The following is a 19,701-nucleotide window of genomic DNA, read 5'->3' as shown; positions in this document are numbered from 1 at the left end:
AGACTGTAACGACTCTCACCCGCGCTGACAAGGACGGATTTCGTGACCGAACGCCACCGCCTGGGCCCGCACCGCGATCCCGCGGTGGACAGGGCCGTCCTGGACGCCGCCCGCGAGCTACTCGTCGAACGCGGTTATGCCGCAACATCAATCGACGCGATAGCCGCCCGCGCCGGGGTGAGCCGCCCCGCCATCTACCGCCGCTGGCCCACCAAGGCGCACCTCATCGCCAAAGCGGTCTTCCCCGACGTCGGCTCGGACCAGATCGCCCCCGACCTGACCTCGGAAATCCGCAAGGTCATCCGGGGAACCATCCAACTCTTCGGCTCAGCCGAAACCCGCGCCGCCATGCCCGGCCTGATGGCGGAAATGCGCCAGGACTCCGGCCTCTACGAAAAGCTGTCCGCCCGCCTCGACACCCCCACCCGCGAAGAACTGGCCGACTACCTCCCCACCGAAGACCGGCCCGCCCGCCCCGGCCTCGACCCGAACACCCTCCTGGACACCATCGCCGGCGCAGCCCTGTTCGCCATGTGCATCCGCGACATAACGGACCTCGACGGCTACGCCGAATCCCTGGAGGACCTACTCCTCTACGGCATCATGGGCACGCGCCCGGACTAGGGCCGATCGAACCGCCCGCCCCGAAGCGCCCCGGTGAACGAATCCCATTCGGCCGGACCGAAAACCAGCACCGGACTGGCCTCCCCCAACTTCGAATCGCGCACCCCGACCGAGCCCCCGCCCAGGTGCGCCGCCTCCAGGCACTCCCCGCCGGAGCTGGTACTCCGGCTTGACTTGAACCACTCGGCTCCCGATAGGTCGATCATCACTCGCCGCACTCCTTGGCTATCGACAGCATGAGCTGTCTGGTCATATCCACGTCCAACGCTACCCGGCCGATCTCGGTATAGGCGTCCCGATATCGATTCACTTCGGACTCCCGCTCGAGGTAGAGATCACCCGCATGCTCCTCCACGTACACCACCGGTGGCTCGGTCATCCCGGTCGCCGACAGCTTCGGAAACTCCAGCAGCACAAACGAACCCACCAGCGAGCCCAGGTGATGTGGCGCGTCGAACGGCACAGCCCGAACAGAGACATTCGGCAGTTCACTCATCTCAGCCAACCGCCTCAGCTGGTTGGCAAGAACACTCGCACCGCCGATCTGGTCGCGCAGCGCCGCTTCTGACAACAACACATCAATTGCGAAGGATGGATCCGCCAATCGTGCCTGCCTGCGCCCGGCCATCTCGAGCCGCTTCTCCACCTGTTCGGTTGGCATATCCGGCGATTCAGTCCAGGCGATCGCGCGTCGATACTCCGGGGTCTGGAGCAGCCCGGGAATCACGGTGACACGCCACGTGGACATGCGCCGCGCCGACTCTTCCAGGCCGACATAGTGATCGAAGCCTTCGCGCATCTCATCGGCATACGCGCGCCACCAGCTCTTCTGTGCACTTCGAAGCTCATGAGCGAGGCCAAGCAACGTTCGGCGCTCCTGATCCGTACATGAGAAGGCGTTCGCCAGCGCATTGATCCATAGATCCGGGACCTTCGCCTTGAGCCCGTCTTCGATGCGCGCGAGGGTTTGCTGAGAGGTCTCAACCACCTGCGCCGCTGCGTATCTCGTCATTCCGGCACGTGTGCGATGCATCGCGAGTTGCCGCCCGAGAGCTCGGGCCGCGAGGGTAGATCCAGCCATTGCTTAACCTCGCTATCGAGAGGGCTGAATTTTGGAAGTACCCGAAATGGCTGTCCGGACCGTTCCCGCCGAATCTGCCGGAGCAGAAGCTCCAAACCGCCCCGGCTCATTGTCTACTGGATTGGCCCCCGATGACCGGGAAACGTGAACATCAATCGGATCGCTGTCCGCCCCTTTCAGTTTCGGTTGAAACGTTGCCGCACCGAGTACCGGTCATCGCGGGTTCCACACCAGCACAGGAGGGTTCGCCCGCAACCAGGAGGAGCTGCGCAGCATGGCGATCAGTCACGAACCACCGGACTATCCGGTCATGAATTTGGAGGTCGCGCGGCGCGGCCAAGCCACGCACCAGGACTGCGATCCTGAAACATGTTCCGCGAAAGTCTATTTCGATAAGGTCGCACTCCGCCTCAGCCGTGAACTCCACACGATTCGGAGCTCTCACAACAGCGCTCGCCTGCGGGGAACCTGGAATATATGGACAAATCCGACCGCTTGAGGGTCCTCCCGCCTACCGACCGGCAGGTGACTTTCGACGTGCATGTCCTCACGCAGGGGGCCTCTCGGCGTTTACCAGCGTGAGTGCATGCACGTCCCCCGAACCGGACTTATCCGGCGGCCTGGCGGGGGGTGGGGACTGCCCTGGGACCGGATCGCGGGCAGGGGCCGAACAATGCGGCGACGGCCGCATTTCGTACATGCGATCACCGTGGCAAACCAGGCATCGCCGAGCACGCCGCCTGCCGTACCCGACTCCAGCTACCGGACCCACCCACGAAAACCCCCGCCCCCGAGGGGAGGACGGCGGTGGGCACCCTCTCTACCTGTGCCGCAATGTAATCCGCGCATTGTAGGCCGGGCTCAGCCCGGTATGATACTTCCGCGCGGGCTCCATCGGCCCGGGGATCGGATCGATCCTCCGCTTCTCGATAATCGCCCGGAACAAGATCCGCGCCTCAGCCAGCGCGAACTGCGCCCCCAGACAACGGTGCGGCCCGGCACCGAAGGTCAACCAGTTATGCCCGTCGGGCTTCCGATCGAGAAACCGCTCAGGCCGGAAGGCCAACGGATCCGGGTAGATCTCCTCGGACTCGTGAATCAGCAGAATCGGAACGATCACAATCGTCCCTTCGGGAATCTCCACGCCATTGATTACCGTGTCCCGCACGGCAATTCGCCCCGTGAACGGCGAAACCGGCCGCAACCGCATGGTTTCGGCGACCACCGCGTCCAGGTAGGCGTCCAACCGCGCCTCATCACCCGACTCGATAGCCGCGTCCAATTCCGCCATCGCCTCGGGATGCGCGGCGAGCATCGTCGCTATCCATCCCAGCGTGATCGCGGTGGTCTCGTACGCCCCCAACAGGATTCCGCGCATACTCCGCGCAAGTCCGGCATCGTCATGCTGATCCAGATCCGTATTGATGTACCGCGCAAGCACATCCTTACGATCGGCCCCATCCTCCCCGGCGGCCCGTCGCGCGGTGATCTCCTCGATGATCACCTCGTCGACTTTCGCCTGCGCCCGCCCCAGCGGCGGATACGGCGGTGTGAACCCGCCGAGGAACGGCGTCGCCAATGTGACCGCCAGGAATCCCCGGCTCTCGATCTCATGGAACCAGGCGCTCACCGCGTTCTCGAGCCGCCCCCGGCGCGACGGTGCCACATCACCGAATACGACCCCCAGCAACACCCCGATTGCCAGATCGTAGCCAACAGTCAGGAATTCGATCGGCTCGCCCACGGGCCACTTGGGCAGTTCGCGTTCGACGACCTCGATCATCAGTTCTTCGTACGACTTGAGCGCCTTGTTCTGGAACGGCGGCGAATACAGCTTGCGCTCGCGACGATGATCATCACCCTCCAGGAAGATCAGCGTCTCCTTGCCGAAGACCATGTCGTGACTCGACAGCCTGGCCATCAACTGGCCGATGGAGAAGTCCTCGTTATTGGTGAATACCTCTCGAACATCGTTCATCTCGTGTGTGATGAGCATGGTCGGGAAGCCGGGCGGGTCGGCGACGAAACGCTTGCCGAGGGCCACCAGCGGGGAGCTGTGCGCGCCCGGGCGGATCAGGCCACCGAGCTGCGCGAGGCGGCGGGTGCGTAGGTGGGGTAGATGGCGCAGCTTTATCGGGGTCTGTGACACGCAGCCATCTTCACCGCTGGCCGAGCGTCTGGCAAACATGAAATCCGTGCGGCGCCAACGAGTGTCACGTTCTGGTGCCCCTACTTTTCGGGGCTCGGGTTGGAGCGCTCGGCGCTGGGAACGCCGGGCGAATGTGACTAGGGTGGGCGCAAATAGGCCGCAACGCCCCACTGAGCCGCTTCCTCATGCACCTGGGGAACGAAGTCCGGCCGAAGAATACGTTTCACCAGGTAGAGAAGGATTTTCGTGCTCAACACTTTTACTGAAACACTGTTCGCTCAGATTGCGAGCCGCCCGGCCGATCCGGTCTACCGGTTCCTGGACAGTGGTGATGTCGAAGGCGTTGTCCGCGAAATGTCGTATGCCGACCTGGGTGTGCGCGCCCAGGCCATCGCCGCCGCCCTGCAAGATTCGCGACCCGAGCGCGCGCTACTGCTCTATCCGGCGGGACAGGACTTCGCCGAGGCGTTCTTCGGATGCCTCGCCGCGGGTGTCGCGGCCGTGCCCGCACCGCTGCCGGAATGGGACAACCGGTCGCTGCGGCGGCTGCGGCGGATGGTCACGCACGCCGAGGTCGATGTGGTGCTCGCCCCGGCGCGGGTGGTCGCGGATTCTGCGGCGCTGAGCGCGGAGATTCCGGAGCTGGCCGGACTGCGCTGGCTGGCCACCGATGAGATCTCCGGGACCGAGGCAACACGGTGGCGCGAGCCCGATCTCACCCCGGGGTCGGTCGCGTTCATCCAGTACACCTCGGGTTCGACCAGCGCTCCGCGCGGTGTGCTGATCACTCATGAGAATCTCCTGCACAATCAGGGCGCGCTGGTCGACGGGCTCGGGCACGATCCGAATTTCGCCGAATCCTGGGATGGCGCGCTGTTCGCCAGCTGGCTGCCGATGTACCACGACATGGGACTCATTGCGCCGCTACTGCATACGGTCTACCTCGGCGCGCATTCGGTGCTCATGTCGCCGATGCACTTCTTGCAACGGCCCGAGCGCTGGTTGCAGGCCATCTCCACGTACCGCGCGCACACCAGCGGCGGACCCAATTTCGCGTATGAGCTGTGCGTGCGGCGGGTCGCGGCCGAGCAGATCGATCAGCTCGATCTGAGCCACTGGCGGGTGGCGTTCAATGGCTCCGAACCGGTGCGGGCGGCCACGATTCGCCGGTTCGCCGAGACCTTCGGGCGGGCGGGGTACCGGGCCGAATCCCATCATCCGGTGTACGGATTGGCCGAGGCCACGCTGATTGTGACCGGGCCGAAGATCGGCGTGGCACCGACCTTCCACGAGGTGCGCGATGCGCTCGGCGATCGCGGGCGCGGGGCCGAACTGGTCGGCGTCGGACGTCCGGTCGGGGGTTTGTCGATCGCGATCGTCGACCCGGTGAGCGGTCTCGAACGCGCCGCCGGGTCCGAGGGTGAGATCTGGGTCGCAGGAAAGAGTGTGGCGGCCGGGTATTTTCGTGATGAGCAGGCCGGCGCCGAGGTCTTCGCGGCGACGCTGTCCGGTGACGAGCGGCGTTTCCTGCGCACGGGCGATCTCGGATTCGTCTCCGACGGCGAACTTTTCGTGACCGGCAGAAGTAAGGACCTGCTGATCATCGATGGGCGCAATCACTATCCGCAGGACATCGAGGCGACCGTGGAGGCCGCGCACGCCGGGGTCCGCGCGGGCTGTGTCGCCGCGTTCTCGGTCGAACTCGGGTCCGGGGGTGAGCAACCCGTGGTGGTCGCCGAGGTGCGGACCGAGGAGCAAGAGGAGCTCAATGCCATCGAGGCGGCCATCCGCGGCGCGGTCTCCACCGAGCACGGGTTGACGCTGGCCACGGTCATGCTGATTCGCCCCGGGACCATCTTCAAGACCAGCAGCGGCAAGATCCAGCGGCAGGCGTGCCGGGCCGCGTACGGGTCGGGCGAACTGCTCGAATTGACCGCGGGACCGTTGCGCTCACCGGAGGATGAACTCTTCGACTTCGAGGAGGAGACCGCGTCCGCTCCGGGCGACGCCCGCGATAAGCCCTCCGCCGAAGCGGTGCGGACCTGGCTGGTCAAGACCATCGCGCTGCAGGCGGCGCTGGATCCCGAGCGCATCGACGTGCATCAGCCGATCGTCGAATTCGGTCTGGGCTCGGCCGATCTGGTCGAGCTGGTGATCGATCTCTCGGAGTTCTACGGCGAATTCCTCGATACCAATCTGTTCTTCGACAATCCGACCATCGACGGTGTGGCCAAGGCGCTCGCGCCTGCCGCGGCGACGGTTCCGGACGCGGTGGAACCCGAGGTCACCGCCGCCGCGGTGCCCGCGGACGGTGACGAGATCGATGAGGACGCGATCGCCATCATCGCCATGTCCTGTCGCTTCCCGGGCGCTGCCGACTCGCCGGAGGCGCTGTGGCGCTTGCTGGACGGTAACCGAGACGGTCTCGGCGAGGTGCCGGAGGGCCGCTGGGATATCGAGGATCTCTACGATCCGGATACCACCGCGAGCGGTAAGGCGTACACCTTCCGCGGCGGGTACGTCGACGGCCTGGATCGTTTCGACGCCGCGTTCTTCGGCATCGGTCCGCGCGAGGCCGCGGTCATGGATCCGCAGCAGCGCGTGATGCTGCAATTGGCGTGGGAGGCGATCGAGCGCTCCGGACGCGATCCGCGCACCCTGCACGGGAGCGCCACGGGCGTCTACCTCGGGGTGTACGCGACCGGATATCTCGCCGATCCCGCGCCCGAACAGCTCAATGGCCAAGTGGGAACGGGACTTTCGCCGAGTGTCGCCTCGGGGCGCATTTCCTACACGCTGGGTCTGCACGGCCCGGCGGTGACCCTCGATACCGCGTGCTCGTCCTCGATCGTGGCCATGCATTCGGCCATGGCGGCGCTGCGCGCGGGCGAATGCGATCTCGCGCTGGCGGGCGGCACAACACTGCTCATGTCGCCGATCGCGCATATCGAGCTGTGCAAGCTGGGCGTGCTGTCCCCCACCGGCAAATGCGCACCGTTCTCCGCCGAGGCGGACGGCACGGTCTGGGCCGAGGGCGCGGGCATGGTGCTGTTGAAGCGGCTCGGCGATGCCCGCCGCGACGGTGACCGGGTACTGGCCGTCATTCGTGGATCGGCGGTGAATCAGGACGGTCGCAGTCAGGGGCTGAGTGCGCCGAATGGCGCTGCGCAGGAACAGGTGCTGCGTTCGGCGCTGCGGGTTGCCCGGCTGAGCCCGCACGATATCGACTACGTCGAGGCGCACGGCACCGGCACCGCCCTGGGCGATCCGATCGAGGCGCGTGCGCTGGCGCGGGTGTTCGGACCGGGCCGCGATCCGGAACGCCCGCTGGGTATCGGGTCGCTCAAATCCAATGTGGGACATACCCAGGCAGCGGCGGGTGTGGCCAGCGTCATCAAACTGGTTCTCGCACTGGAGCATGAGCGCATTCCCGCCACGTTGAACGCGAAAACGTCCTCACCGCATGTGGATTGGGAGCGCAGCGGTGTCGCGGTGGCGGGTGAGACGCTGCCGTGGCGGCGTGGGGAGCGGGTCCGGCGGGCCGGGGTCAGCGCCTTCGGGCTCAGCGGCACCAATGCGCATCTGATTCTCGAAGAGGCGCCGGTCGGGCCGGTCGCGGTGTCCGAGGCGAGCGGTGCCGATCAGCGGGTGGCGCTGCTGCCGATTTCGGCGCGGAGCGAGGCGTCGCTGCTCGGTCAGGCGCAGCGGCTGCTGGATCTGGTGAGTGCCGATCCGGCGCTCGAGCCGGGTCCGGTCGCGCGCTCACTCGCCTTGCGGCGCACTCGATTCGAGCGACGTGCGGTGGTGGTGGCGGCCGATCGCGAACAGCTGATCGGCGCGTTGCGCGCCCTCGTGGACGGTGATGAATCGCCCGATGCCGTCGTCGGTAAGGGCCCGGTGCTCACCAACGCCAAGACCGCGTTCATCTTCCCCGGTCAGGGCACGCAGTGGGTCGGGATGGCGCGCGATATGCTCACCGCGTCGGAGGAGTTCCGCACCGAATTCGAGCGCTGCGACAAGGCTTTCAGCGCCCTGCTCGGCTGGTCGCCGCAGGATCGGCTGGCCACCATGACGGTCGAGGATCTCTGGGATCATCCGCTCATCCAGCCACTGCTGTTCATGACCATGGCCGCACTCGCGGCCACCTGGCGTGCGGCGGGCGTGATCCCGGACGCGGTGATCGGGCACAGTCAGGGTGAGGTCGCGGCGGCCTACTGCGCCGGGGTGCTCGAATTGGGTGACGCCGCAAAGATTGTCGTCACCCGCAGCCGGCTGATTCAGGATATCGAGGAGCCGGGCGCGATGGCCGTGGTCGGCCTGCCCGAGGCCGAAGTCGTTCCGCGACTGGCGAGATTCAGTGATCGGGTGTCGATCGCCGCGGTCAATGTGCGGCGCTCGACATTCGTCACCGGGCAGCAGGCCGCGGTCGAGCAGTTCCTCGCCGAATTGACCGAGGCCGGGATCTACAACAAGCTGCGCGCCGCCGGGCCGAGCCTGGGCGGGCACAGCCCGATGTATGAGCCGCTGCGCGAACCGCTGGCCGCCGCACTGGCCGGAATGACGGCCGAACCCCCTGTCACACAGTGGTATTCGACTGTCACCGGTGAGCCGGTCACCGCCGCGGTCGAACCCGGCTACTGGTTCCGCAATGCCCGCCAGACGGTGCGCTTCGCCGACACGGTGGAGCGCATGATCGCCGACGGCTTCCGCTATTTCGTCGAACTCGGCGCGCATCCGATGCTCACCGCGGCCGTGAAATCCCTCTCCGAGGAGCTGTCCCGCGAGGTCATCGCCGTCGGCTCGCTGCTGCGCGATCAGGACGGCCCGACCGCTCTGGCCCGCGCCCAGGCCGAACTCCACGTCGCCGGACATGAACTCGACTGGACCAGCCTGCTGCCCGATGCCGCACCGGTGGACCTGCCCACCTACGCCTTCGACGAACGCCGCTTCTGGACCGAGCGGATCAACCGCGACTCCACCGCCCTGGGCCTAGGCGATCTAGACCACCCCATCCTGGGCGCGCTGGTGCCGCAACCCGATTCCGGCGGCGTAATCCTCACCGGCCGCATCTCCCGCCACCTGCAACCCTGGCTCACCGACCACGCGGGCCCCAACGCGGTACTCATCCCAGGCGCGGCCCTGGTCGAAATGGCCATCCGCGCAGGCGATGAGGCAGACGCCCCCACCCTGCGCGAACTGATCCTGCGCGCCCCCATGCTCCTGCCCGACCGCGGCGCCCTGCGCATCCAAACGGTCGTCGGCGGCCCCGACACCGAAGACCGCCGCACGGTCCGCATCTACGCCCGCGACGACCAAGACCCCGACCCCCAGTGGACCCTGCACGCCGAAGGCACCCTTACCGAGGACACGGAATATGCTGCGGCACACGCATATTCACCAGCACGCCCGCACTCCGACGAATGGGAACCGTCCCCGGCGCGCGCAGGGGTGCAGTGGCCACAGCCCCATGACGTCACAGGCCCACCAGCAGGGTCCGGCGCGGCGACCTGGCCACAGTCCCATGACATGGCAGCCCCACAATCGGGGGTGCCGGCAGGATCCGGTTCGGCGACATCGCGACAGGCTCACGACATCGCGGGCTCGAGGTCCGGCGCACTCGCGGGGTCGGGTGGCGTGGCTTGGCCACCATCGGATTCGTCTGCGTGGCCGCCGGCGGATGCCGAGCGGGTGGATGTCGAGGCGCTCTATGCCGAGCTGTATGCGCGGGGCCATCAGTACGGTCCGCAATTCCGGGCGGTCCGCGCGGCGTGGCGGCGTGGGGCTGAGATCTTCGCCGAGGTCGAACTCGCCGAGGGCGCGCAGGGGGACGCCGCGAAGTTCGGTATCCATCCGGCGCTGCTCGACGCGGCGTTGCACACCACGGCGCTGTATGCCCCCGACGGGGAGCACGCGCTGCTGCCCTTCGTCTGGAGCGATGTGAATCTTTGGGCGTCAGGCGCTACCGCGTTGCGCGTCCGTTTGACTCGGTCGGCCACCGATACCGTCACGATGGCGGCGACCGATCGGACCGGTCGTCCGGTCGTCTCGGTCGGCTCGCTGCTGCTGCGACCGGTGGCGGCAACCCAGTGGGATGCCGCATCCCTTGCCCCGGCCCATCGGCGTCTGTACCGGTTGGACTGGTCCGAACGCGCTGTCGGCACCGTGAATCGAACGCTCACGTTGTCCGAGTGGCCTTTCCCCGAACTGGCAGATGTCACCCAGGGGCAGTCGGAATTGTCCGCGACGTCGAACGGGTATGCGGGAGCGCAATCGCCACCGGCCACGTCGTCCGCGAGCGCGCACGGCGGGTCGAATTCGGCGACCATCAACAACGTCCGCGTGCCCACGGCGGCCGAGGACGCGGACGCGATCATTCTCCAAGTGCCCGAAGGCGATTCGCCCGCGCGGGTGCATGCGATCACGCAGGGGCTGTTGGCGACGCTCCAGGGCATTATCGGTGACCGCCGGTTCGAGCGGGCGACGGTGGTTGTTCGTACGCGCGGGGCGGTGGCACCGAGTGAGCCGATCGCGCGGGGGGACCGGAGGAGTCCGGATCCGGCGGGTGCGGTGGCGTGGGGGTTGGTGCGGTCTGCGCAGTCGGAGAATCCGGGGCGGATCGTGCTGATCGATTCCACCGATGCCGAACTTGATGTCGCCGCGCTGCTCGCGACCGAGGAGCCGCAGCTGGCGGTGCGGGGTGGGGTGGCATTCGTGCCGCGGCTGGCTCGCCTGCCGGAGAACGCCGCTCGGATGCAGGAGGGGCGGGTCGGCCTCGGGGACGGCGCGGTGCTGGTGACCGGCGCTCCGGGTGGGCTCGGGTCGGCGCTGGCCCGGCATTTGGCCGAGGCGTACGGGGTACGGGATCTGGTGCTGGTCAGTCGGCGCGGCGTCGACGGGCCGGGCGGACACCAACTGCGGGCGGATCTCGAAAGTCGCGGTGTGCGAGTGCGATTCGCGCGGTGCGATATCACCGATCGCGAAGCGCTGGCGGCTCTGCTCGACGGGCTGCCGCTGGCCGGGGTGGTGCACGCGGCGACCGTGCTCGATGACGGCACGCTGGGTTCGCTGACCCCGGCGCAGCTGGATACCGTGCTGCGGCCGAAAGTCGATGCGGCGCACCATCTGCACGAACTGACCGCCGATAGACAGCTGTCGATCTTCGTGCTGTTCTCCGCCGCGGGCGGTCTGTTCGGCACGCCCGGACAGGCCAATTACGCCGCCGCGAACGCCTATCTCGATGCGCTGGCGCTGTATCGGCGGTGCGTCGGACTGCCCGCCCAGTCTCTGGCTTGGGGTGCGTGGGCGGTCAATCAGACCGAGTACATGGCACGCGCGGACCTGCAACGCTTCGAACGCGCCGGGGTGCGCGCATTCTCCACCGCCGACGGTATGGCCTGCTTCGACGCCGCGCTGCGGGCGGGTGAGCCGATGCTGGTTCCGCTGCTGCTCGATACCGCGGTGCTGCGCCGGGAACCGGGTGTCCCGCGCCTGCTGCACGGATTGGTACGCCGCACCGCCCGCCGGGCCGTGGCCGATCGGTCGGCTGTCGATGTAGTAGCGGAATCCCTTTTCGCCGAACGACTTCGGACCGTTCCGCGCGCGGAGGCCCTCGCCCTGGCCATCGCCGCCATTTCCGAATGGACCGGGCAGGTCCTCGGTCACGCGGGCGCGGGGCAGGTCTCGGCCGAGGCGAATTTCCAGAGCCTGGGCCTGGATTCACTGATGGCGATCGAACTGCGCAACAAGGTCCGCGAGCACACCGGCGTCTCGGTACCTCTCGGCAGCATTCTCGCCGAGCAGAACCTCACCGATCTGGCCGGATACCTCGTGGAAGAGGTGCTGCGACAGGGTGATTCCGGTGCGTCCAGCACCGTGGCCGCCGAGGTCCCCGAGCTGGAGATCCTCCCGGTGACCCGCGACATGATGCGACTGCTGCGCACCGAACAGCTGGGCATCCCCAGCGCCGCGCAAACCGGCGGTGTGGCGGTACGCCTGCCCATCGCGGTGACTCGCGAGCGGCTCGAGCAGGCCGTCGACCGCCTGGCGCGCCGACATGCCGCACTGCGCACCACGATTCACCGCAGCGAGGAGCACGGCCGCCAGCTGGAGATCCGCCGCGAGCCGGGCGCACTGGCAACCTGGCGCGATCTCGAACACCTCGATGACGCCATCGTGCAGCGGCATTTCCGTGAGCTGATGACCCGGCCGTTCGACCTGGAGACGGGTCCGCTGTGGCGCTTCGAGCTGCTCAATGCCGAATCGGCTTCGGCCGTACTGCTTTTCGGCGCTCACCACGGTATGAGTGATGTGCAGTCGATGCTCCTGGTAGCGGGCGAACTCGCCGCGGAACTCTCCGGCGCGACGCTGGACGACACCGTCAGCAACCGCGATATGCATCAGCTGCTCATCGCCCAGCCGAACAAGCGCACCGGTGACGAGGCCGCCATCACCCGCTGGCGCGACCTCTTCGCCGGAGCGCAGCGCCTGGAATTGACTCTGGCACACCAGCGTCCGGCGCAGCGCAGCTACGGTGCGGGGGCGATCGCCCTCGATATGCCCGCCGGACTGCACGACCGCGTCGCCGATCGAGCCCGCGATCTCGGGGTCACCCCGGCCGCAGTCTTCCTCGGCGCACTGAGTGTGCTGCTGGCCCGGCGTCAGCAGGTCGATCGCTTCGCCCTGGCCGTTCCCGTGGATACCCGCATGCACGCCGATGCCACCGACGCCGTCGGATACTTCGGTCTCCCGGTGCCATTCCCGGCCACGGTCACCGCGCAGGATCGCGTAGCCGATGTCCTGGACCGCACCGGTGAACGCCTGCGCACCCTGCTCGCACCCGGTGCGGGCTTCGCCGAAGTGCTCGCGGCCCTGGCCGCGCAGGGCCTGCACCGCGACAACGCGCCGTTGATCGAGGTCTACTTCAACTATCTGCGCGCCAATTCCGCCGTCGCGGCGGCCGAGGTCGTTCCGGTGAGCACCGGCTACTCCGATCTCGACCTCATGGTCGCGGTGCTCCCCGATACCGGGCAGGTGTGGTTCACCTACAACAGCGACATCATCGACGCCGAGACCTGCACCGAATTCGGTGCGGAATACCTGGCGACGGTCGCGGCGGCGGTCAATGATCCGGGAGCCCCCGCGCGCCCGGAACTCGCTGACGCACAGCAGGTTTCCAGCCTTCGCGCGGCAGTGGGCGCGACCTTCGCACTGGGCAGACTCCCCGAGTTGATGGTGGCGGCCGCCGACACCACGGCGATCACCGTCGCCGAGGCCCCATACCACCATGTGCTGTCGAGCCTGCGTGACCCGTCGGGCGTCTTCGCCCAGCCCTCGATGTCACTGAGCATCGTGCTGCTGCGCGCGGCGGATCTGGAGCGCTTCGGCGGACTCTCGGACGAGTTACTCACCGAACTCGCCGCCGAATACCCGGCGGCGATACGGGAACTCACCGAACGCACCCGCAAACCGGTGATCGTCGGAATCCTGCCGTCGGCCGCCCCCGAAAAGCGGCTCGCCGCATGGGAGCGGGTCGTCACCGAACGCCTGCGGGCAATTCCCGGTGTCGCACTGCTCGGCCCGGACGAGTGGACGCGAAATCACCGGGTGGACAACCCCTTCGACGATCGCACCGCCATCCTGGCGCACCTGCCCTTCACCCCCGAATTCCAGGCGGCCGTCGCGCTGACCCTGGTGTCGACGGTGGGCGCGGTCACCGAACCCGCACCGAAGGTGATCGCCGTCGACGGCGACGACACCCTCTGGAGCGGGACGGCGGGCGAGATCGGTTCGACCGCGGTGGCATTCGACCAACCCCGACTGGCACTGGCACAGCGCCTCGCCCAGTGGCGGTCGGCCGGAACGCTGCTGGTGCTGCTCTCCAACAATGACGCGGACACCGTCGAAGCGATCCTCGACCGACCCGAAAGCCCGCTGCGCCGCGCGGATTTCGCCGCCATATCGGCAGGTTGGGAGGCCAAGCCGCAGCGGCTGGAACTCATCGCGCAGACCCTGGGCCTGGGACTCGACACCTTCTGCTATCTCGACGACAACCCGGTCGAGGTGGCGCGCATGCGTTCCGACCTCCCCGAGGTGCTCTCGGTGACCTGTCCCCCGGCCGACGAACTGGCAGCCTTCCTCACCCGCCTGTGGCCGATGGTCCCCCTCGCCGCGACCGCGGAGGACAGCGCCCGCGCCGACTTCTACCGGCAGGACCGCGAACGCGATAAAGCCCGCGCCGCAGCCGAATTCGCGGACTTCCTGGCACAGCTGGACCTGGAAGTAGCTATCGATCCCCTGACCGATACCACCCTCGAACGCGCCCGACAGCTCGTGCGCCGCACCAACCAATTCACCCTCGGCACCGTCACCACCGCCGATCTGGACCGCTGGCGCGCCGAAGGCCAAGTCTGGACCGCGACCGCCCGCGACCGCTTCGGCGACTACGGCCTCATCTCGGTCCTGGCCCTGCGCTCCGACAATGACGCCCTCACCATCACCGGCTGGCAACTCAGCTGCCGCGCCCTGGGCCGCGGCGTCGAAGAACGCCTGCTGTCCTGGGCAGCCGACCAGGCCGATGCCCTCGGCCACACCACCGTCCGGATATCGTTCGACCGCACCCCCAGAAACGAACCCGCCCGCCGACTGGCAGCCCGCCTGCTCGGCACCACCCCCGACACCGGCCGCCTCGACGTCTCGGTAACCCCCGACCGCCTGCGGCAGTTCCGTTCCTGGGAACCGCAGTCGACCACTGAGGAGGTGACCGGTGACCGGTCCTGACGAGCGTCCCCCGATCCGCAACGCGGCCGTGGACCGCCGCCACCGCGCCGAAACCCTCGAGCGCGGCGCGGCGACCATGGATATCGCCGACCTCCTCGCTCGCACCGGCACCCCGGCGCGGGCGGGCGGGGCCGCGGCCGAGCACGACACCGGGCACCCGCCGCCGGTCCAGTCGGCAAGCGCCTCCTCCAGCACGCAGGGACACACCGCAACGGCCGCACAACGATTCGCACCGATCGGCACGGTGCGATCCGATCCGGTCGCCGGGACAGCCGAGGCGACTCGCGCCGATCTCCAGCGAGCACCTCGCGACTCGACGTCGGGGACCTCCGCTCGAATATCCCCTGGACCGGAAGAGCGGAACGCGCGGACCCGAGCCCATGCACAGCCCGTGCACGCCGCCGGAACCTGGTCAACCCCACGCGGCTGGACCCCGGAGTCCCTGGCCGAGGCGATCACCGACCTGGCGAATCGGTTCACCACCGTGCCCATCGACGCCGATACCGACTTCTTCGACGCGGGCGGAACCTCTTTGGCCGCGGTGGAGTTGGTCGCGACCCTGGCGCGGGAACTCGATATCCACCCGGATCTGGACACGATCTTCTTCGATGCCCGGCCGCGCAGGCTCGCACGCCGCTGGCTGGCCGACCACCCCGAACTCGCCGCGCCCGCCGATCAGCCCGCCCAGAACACGCGACGGCCCCTGGAATCCGGGGCCGTCACACCGAAGTCCGTCGACGATCACGAACGAACCCACACCGCATCCGGCGACCTCGGCCGAATACCCGGTGAGTCCACAGCGCCACGGCCCAGCGAGCATCTCGCGCGGGGGGCCAACGGCGACCCCGCTCGATACGGTGCCGCCCCCGAGGCGATGGCCTCGCAGGCCGAGACCTTCACCGATACCGATGATTTGGCGCTGCTCTTCGCCGATCTGGGCGGCGCGGATCGGTTGCCCATCGTGGCGGGTCCGGAACGGGTTGCGCCGCAGCGGATTCTGTTGACCGGGACGACCGGGTTCCTGGGCAGTCATATGCTGCTGGATCTGTTGCGGCACAGTCAGGCTCATGTGGTGTGCCTGGTACGGGCCGATGATGACCAGGCCGCCGCACAGCGCCTGGAGGACGCGGTTCGGCGGTTCGCGCTGCCGTGGTCGCGGGAGGTGTCGCGGCGGGTGACACCACTGGCGGGCGATCTGCGGCTGCCTCGGCTCGGATTGTCCGAGGAGCGGTGGAATACGCTTGCCGCCGAAGTCGATTCGATTGTCAATGCCGGGGCGGCGGTGGATTTCCTGCGGGGGTATCCCTCGCTGCGGCGCACCAATGTGCTGGGGCCGCTGACGCTGGCGGAGCTGGCCTGCACCGGTCGCCCGAAGCCCATTCATCACATCTCCTCGATGGCGGTGTTCAACGGGTCCGACGCGGAGACGCTCGGCGAGGATGCGCCCACCGCCAATGTCGCCGCACTGCCCATCGGATACGACCGGTCCAAGTGGGCGGCGGAGGCGATACTGCGCCGGGCCGGTGAACACGGGCTCGTGGTCACGATCATGCGACCGGGCGGGATCGGCAGTCATCCGGAGACGGGTGCGCACAATCCGCGCGATCTCAATGCGGGAATCACGGCCGCGCTCATGCGTTTTCGCACCGTGCCGGGCTTCCGGTATCTCAACTCCGCCCCGGTGGATTGGGTCAGCCGCACGGCCGCGGCGATCGTCTGCGCGCCCGACGCGTGGGGGCACACCTATCACCTGACCGGCGCGCCCACCTCACTCGAACAGATCGTCGCCGAAACCTCGCTGGGCGGCTTGGGAATTCGCGTCCAGCACTGGGAGCAGTGGTGCGAGGATGTGGTCCGCGCCATCCGGGAGGTTCAGGTGCCCGAACTCGAATCGCTGGCCCAGGTGCTCCAAAGTCCGGTCGCCCGTACCCAACTCGCCGCCATGGTCACCGCTCCCGCGGCCACCGCCGCCCGCACCGATGCCTTCGTCGCCGCACACGGCCTGCCCACCGCGACCATTCCAGGCCCCGCCCAGCGCGGCAAGATGCTCGCCACCATGGCGGGTATGGGACCGCAGCCGGGTGACGAACCCTATCTGCGTTTCCACGAAACGCTCAGCGGCACAATCGGTCCGGTCGGCGAGTCGGCGGTCATCCAGTGCGATCTCCGTCTGGCCCTGTCCGTGGCCAGCAGTGCCCAGGTGTTCTCCGCACGCACCCTCGACGTTCACGGCGAACTCACCTGCGCCGCCCTGCACGCGGAACCACTCACCGTCGAGGGCACCGCGATCGTGCGCCCGCACGACGGCACCCCGCTGCCCCACGAGACCCGGCATCCGATCATGCATTACCAACTCACCCTGCGTGATTCCTCCGGCGACGCCTGGTGGCTGGAGGGCTACAAATTCGCCGCGGCCCGCCGCCGAATGGTCCGCCAGCTCGGCACCCAGCTCATCGAGATCGGCCGCGCCGGCGAACCCGCCGCGTTCACCGGCGAGGTCGCGGTACCGATGCACACCTACCTGCCCGATCAGATCGACGGCATCGAAATCGATCCGCGCCTGCCCGAACGCCAGCGTCGGCTCGCGAAGATGTTGTGGCTCAGCTGGTTCGGCGGACAACTCGGCAAGAGTCTGCTCGAACCGATGCTGCGCGTCGGCACCGATCTGCTGGATCTGCGCCGCGCCATGCGAAAGGAGCAGCGACGGTGACCCGGCCCGAACCCACCTCGGCGGACATGATCTCCTTCCGCACCGACGACGGCCTCGACCTGCGCCTGCGCAAGATCGGACCGGACAACGGTCCGGCGGTGCTGCTCATCCACGGGCACGGCGTCTCCGCGGAGATGTTCGCGCTCCCGGAGATTCGCAATATCACCGACGTCCTCTCGGACGCGGGCTACCAGTCCTGGCTGCTGGATTGGCGCGGCAGCTGCGCGCTGCCGTACAACGAATCCGGCCGCCCGTACACCTTCGACGATGTCGCCCTCTACGACCTGCCCGCGGCGGTCGCCACCATCCGCGAACAGATCGGCGACCGGCCGCTGTTCGCGGTCGCACACTGTATCGGCGCGATCTCGTTGTCACTCAGCCTGACCGGCGGCCTGCTCCCCGGTCTGGCGGGCGTGGTCGCGCAGGGCGTCTTCCTGACCCCCAAGGTCAGCACCTCCGCGCGCATGCGCGTGCTGCTCGCCAGCGAAATGCTCGGCTCCCGCGTCACCCACCTGGAGTCGGATTTCCGCAAGGTCGGCCTGTGGAACAAGCGCACGCTGCTCTACGCCGCCCTCTCACGCAAGGGCGACTGCCCGGACCCCACCTGCCGCCTGGTGCACTACGGCTGGGGTATGGGCGCGAAACTCTTCGAACACGACCACCTGCACCCCGTCACCCACGACCGGCTCGCCGAATTGTTCGGCGCGGTACCGCTTTCGGTCCTCCCGCACCTGCGGCAGATGGAGCTGGCGCACGCGGTGGTGCGCTGGAATGTCGACGATGAGCGCTATCACGCGCTCCCGGCGAACGCCCTGGACGCGGCCTCCCGGATCGACTGCCCGGTACTACTGCTCGCGGGCAGCCGCAATGAAGCCTGGGTCGACTCCAACAGGCTCTGCCACGAGGTGCTTTCGGCACGCAATCCGGGTGTCGAGGTGCGCTACACCGAGATTCCGTCCTACGGCCACCTGGACACCTTCATCGGCCGCGGCGCGGCCCTGGACGTCTTCGGGCATATCGTCGACTTCCTCGACGAGACAACGGCGCAGATCACCAACGAAAGTCGAGAGTATGCGAATCGCATTGTTGACGGCGGGAACCCGGGGCGACCATCAGCCATATCTGGCGCTGGCCGATGAATTACGTTCGCGCGGCCATCATGTCGAGATCACCGCGACCGAGAACTACGCCGATGTGGTGCGGCGCTCGGGATTCGAACCGCATGTGATCCCGTTCAACTCCGCCGAACTGCTGGAGTCGCCCGCCGCCAAACGCGGGCTCTCGTCCGGCAATCCGCTGCCGTTCCTGCGAATTATGCTCGATACGGTCAAGATCATGGCGGGTGAGCGCGGTGCGCAGATGCACGAGGTGCTCACCGACGCGGTCGAATCCGCCGATGTGATCGTCTCCTGCGCCTCCACACTGCCGTGGGCGATGGAGCGCCGGGAGAAGACCGGGCAGGTCGTGGTCGGCGGACTGCCATATCCGCTCGAGCGCACCGCGGAGTTCCCGTCCTCGTTCACCATCAAGAAGATGATCTCCTCGCGGCGGCTGCGCCTGGCCAGCTACTCGGCCTTCGAACTCGCCTACGGGGTGGCCTACCGCAAGATGGATCGGCGCGTCCGCGAGATGATGGGATTGCCCGGCGCACCGCGCAATCCGTTCAAGCGCATCCGCGAAGACGGAATTCCGCTGGTACACATGGTGAGTCCGGTGCTACTGCCCAAACCCGCCGATTGGGAGGAGCGCGCCACCGTCGTCGGCGCGCCGATTCTGCCGCAGCGGCTGCGCGATGCCTGGGGTGAGGCCGTGGTCTCCCCCGAACTCAGCGACTGGCTCGACGAAGGTGAACCGCCGATCTACTTCTGCCTCACCGGAATGCCGATCCTGGACCCGGTCGGCTGCTGCGATCTCATTGCCAAGGTGTGCGGCCGACTGGGAGCGCGCGCACTGGTGACGGTCAAGGGCGAGGGCTATCCGCGCGGTATCGGCTACGACCGAAACCTGTTCGTACTGGACTCCTTCGACTACGACCGGGTGCTGCCGCGCTGCCGCGCGGTGGTGCACCACGGCGGCAGCGGCAATACCCACGATGTGCTGCGCGCCGGACTGCCCGCGGTGGTGATCGGCGTGCACAGCGACCAATTCTTCTACGGCTGGCGGATTTCCGCGCTCGGCATCGGTGCGGACTTCCCCTATCCGTCGCTGACCGAGGACCGGCTGTACGAGGCGCTCGTGCGCACGCTCACCCCGCAGGCACGGGATCGGGCCGCGGAGTTGGGCCGCCGGGTGTCCCAGGAGAACGGTGTCGCGGCCGCCGCCGACGCGGTGGAGAAGCTCGCCGCCAACGCATCGGCCTGA

At 67.8% G+C, this 19,701-nt stretch carries 8 protein-coding genes; 5 read left to right on the top strand and 3 right to left on the bottom strand.

What is annotated here, in order from left to right; all coding sequences use genetic code 11:
- The first annotated feature begins 42 nt into the window (after window positions 1–42).
- Complete coding sequence (locus NA10_RS15285) at window positions 43–624, top strand: TetR/AcrR family transcriptional regulator (RefSeq protein ID WP_067568495.1); 582 nt, start codon at window positions 43–45, stop codon at window positions 622–624.
- Here NA10_RS15285 and NA10_RS15280 read toward each other — a convergent pair.
- The 3 genes from NA10_RS15280 to NA10_RS15270 form a co-directional block, all read right to left on the bottom strand.
- Window positions 621–830, bottom strand: coding sequence for a DUF397 domain-containing protein (locus tag NA10_RS15280; RefSeq protein ID WP_067568494.1), 210 nt, complete (start codon window positions 828–830; stop codon window positions 621–623). The two genes, NA10_RS15285 and NA10_RS15280, sit on opposite strands and share 4 nt — an antisense overlap.
- A complete protein-coding gene (locus tag NA10_RS15275; protein ID WP_067568493.1) occupies window positions 830–1,705 on the bottom strand; it encodes a helix-turn-helix domain-containing protein in 876 nt (291 codons plus the stop codon). The genes NA10_RS15280 and NA10_RS15275 overlap by 1 nt, the downstream gene beginning before the upstream one ends.
- Before the next feature lie 820 nt (window positions 1,706–2,525).
- Window positions 2,526–3,854: a cytochrome P450 gene (locus NA10_RS15270; protein WP_067568492.1), complete on the bottom strand. Its 1,329-nt coding sequence runs from the start codon at window positions 3,852–3,854 to the stop codon at window positions 2,526–2,528.
- 246 nt (window positions 3,855–4,100) lie between these two features.
- On the opposite strand from NA10_RS15270, the gene NA10_RS15265 reads away from it, so the two are divergent.
- From NA10_RS15265 to NA10_RS15250, 4 genes are read left to right on the top strand one after another with little or no spacing between them, the layout of a single operon-like run.
- Complete coding sequence (locus NA10_RS15265; protein ID WP_084514715.1) at window positions 4,101–14,630, top strand: type I polyketide synthase; 10,530 nt, start codon at window positions 4,101–4,103, stop codon at window positions 14,628–14,630.
- Window positions 14,617–17,340 (top strand): thioester reductase domain-containing protein, encoded by a 2,724-nt coding sequence (locus tag NA10_RS15260; RefSeq protein ID WP_067568490.1) that lies wholly within the window; start codon window positions 14,617–14,619, stop codon window positions 17,338–17,340. The genes NA10_RS15265 and NA10_RS15260 overlap by 14 nt, the downstream gene beginning before the upstream one ends.
- The gene (locus NA10_RS15255) at window positions 17,337–18,479 is read left to right on the top strand and encodes an alpha/beta hydrolase (RefSeq protein ID WP_245677233.1); all 1,143 of its coding nucleotides are present in this window, start codon (window positions 17,337–17,339) and stop codon (window positions 18,477–18,479) included. Before NA10_RS15260 ends, NA10_RS15255 begins: the two co-directional genes overlap by 4 nt.
- Window positions 18,412–19,701 carry a glycosyltransferase gene (locus NA10_RS15250; protein WP_067568489.1) on the top strand — a complete coding sequence of 430 codons (1,290 nt, stop codon included), beginning with the start codon at window positions 18,412–18,414 and terminating at the stop codon, window positions 19,699–19,701. Before NA10_RS15255 ends, NA10_RS15250 begins: the two co-directional genes overlap by 68 nt.

It is taken from the genome of Nocardia acidivorans NBRC 108247 (assembly GCF_001625085.1).
GTDB lineage: Bacteria > Actinomycetota > Actinomycetes > Mycobacteriales > Mycobacteriaceae > Nocardia > Nocardia acidivorans.
Note: the sequence above shows the minus strand (reverse complement) of the source record. Positions and strands in the feature narration are given on the sequence as shown.

Bases quoted from the DNA above. Each gene is read 5' to 3' on its own strand.
- NA10_RS15280 (WP_067568494.1), bottom strand. From the start codon at position 830: ATGATCGACCTATCGGGAGCCGAGTGGTTCAAGTCAAGCCGGAGTACC.
- NA10_RS15275 (WP_067568493.1), bottom strand. From the start codon at position 1,705: ATGGCTGGATCTACCCTCGCGGCCCGAGCTCTCGGGCGGCAACTCGCG.
- NA10_RS15250 (WP_067568489.1), top strand. From the start codon at position 18,412: ATGCGAATCGCATTGTTGACGGCGGGAACCCGGGGCGACCATCAGCCA.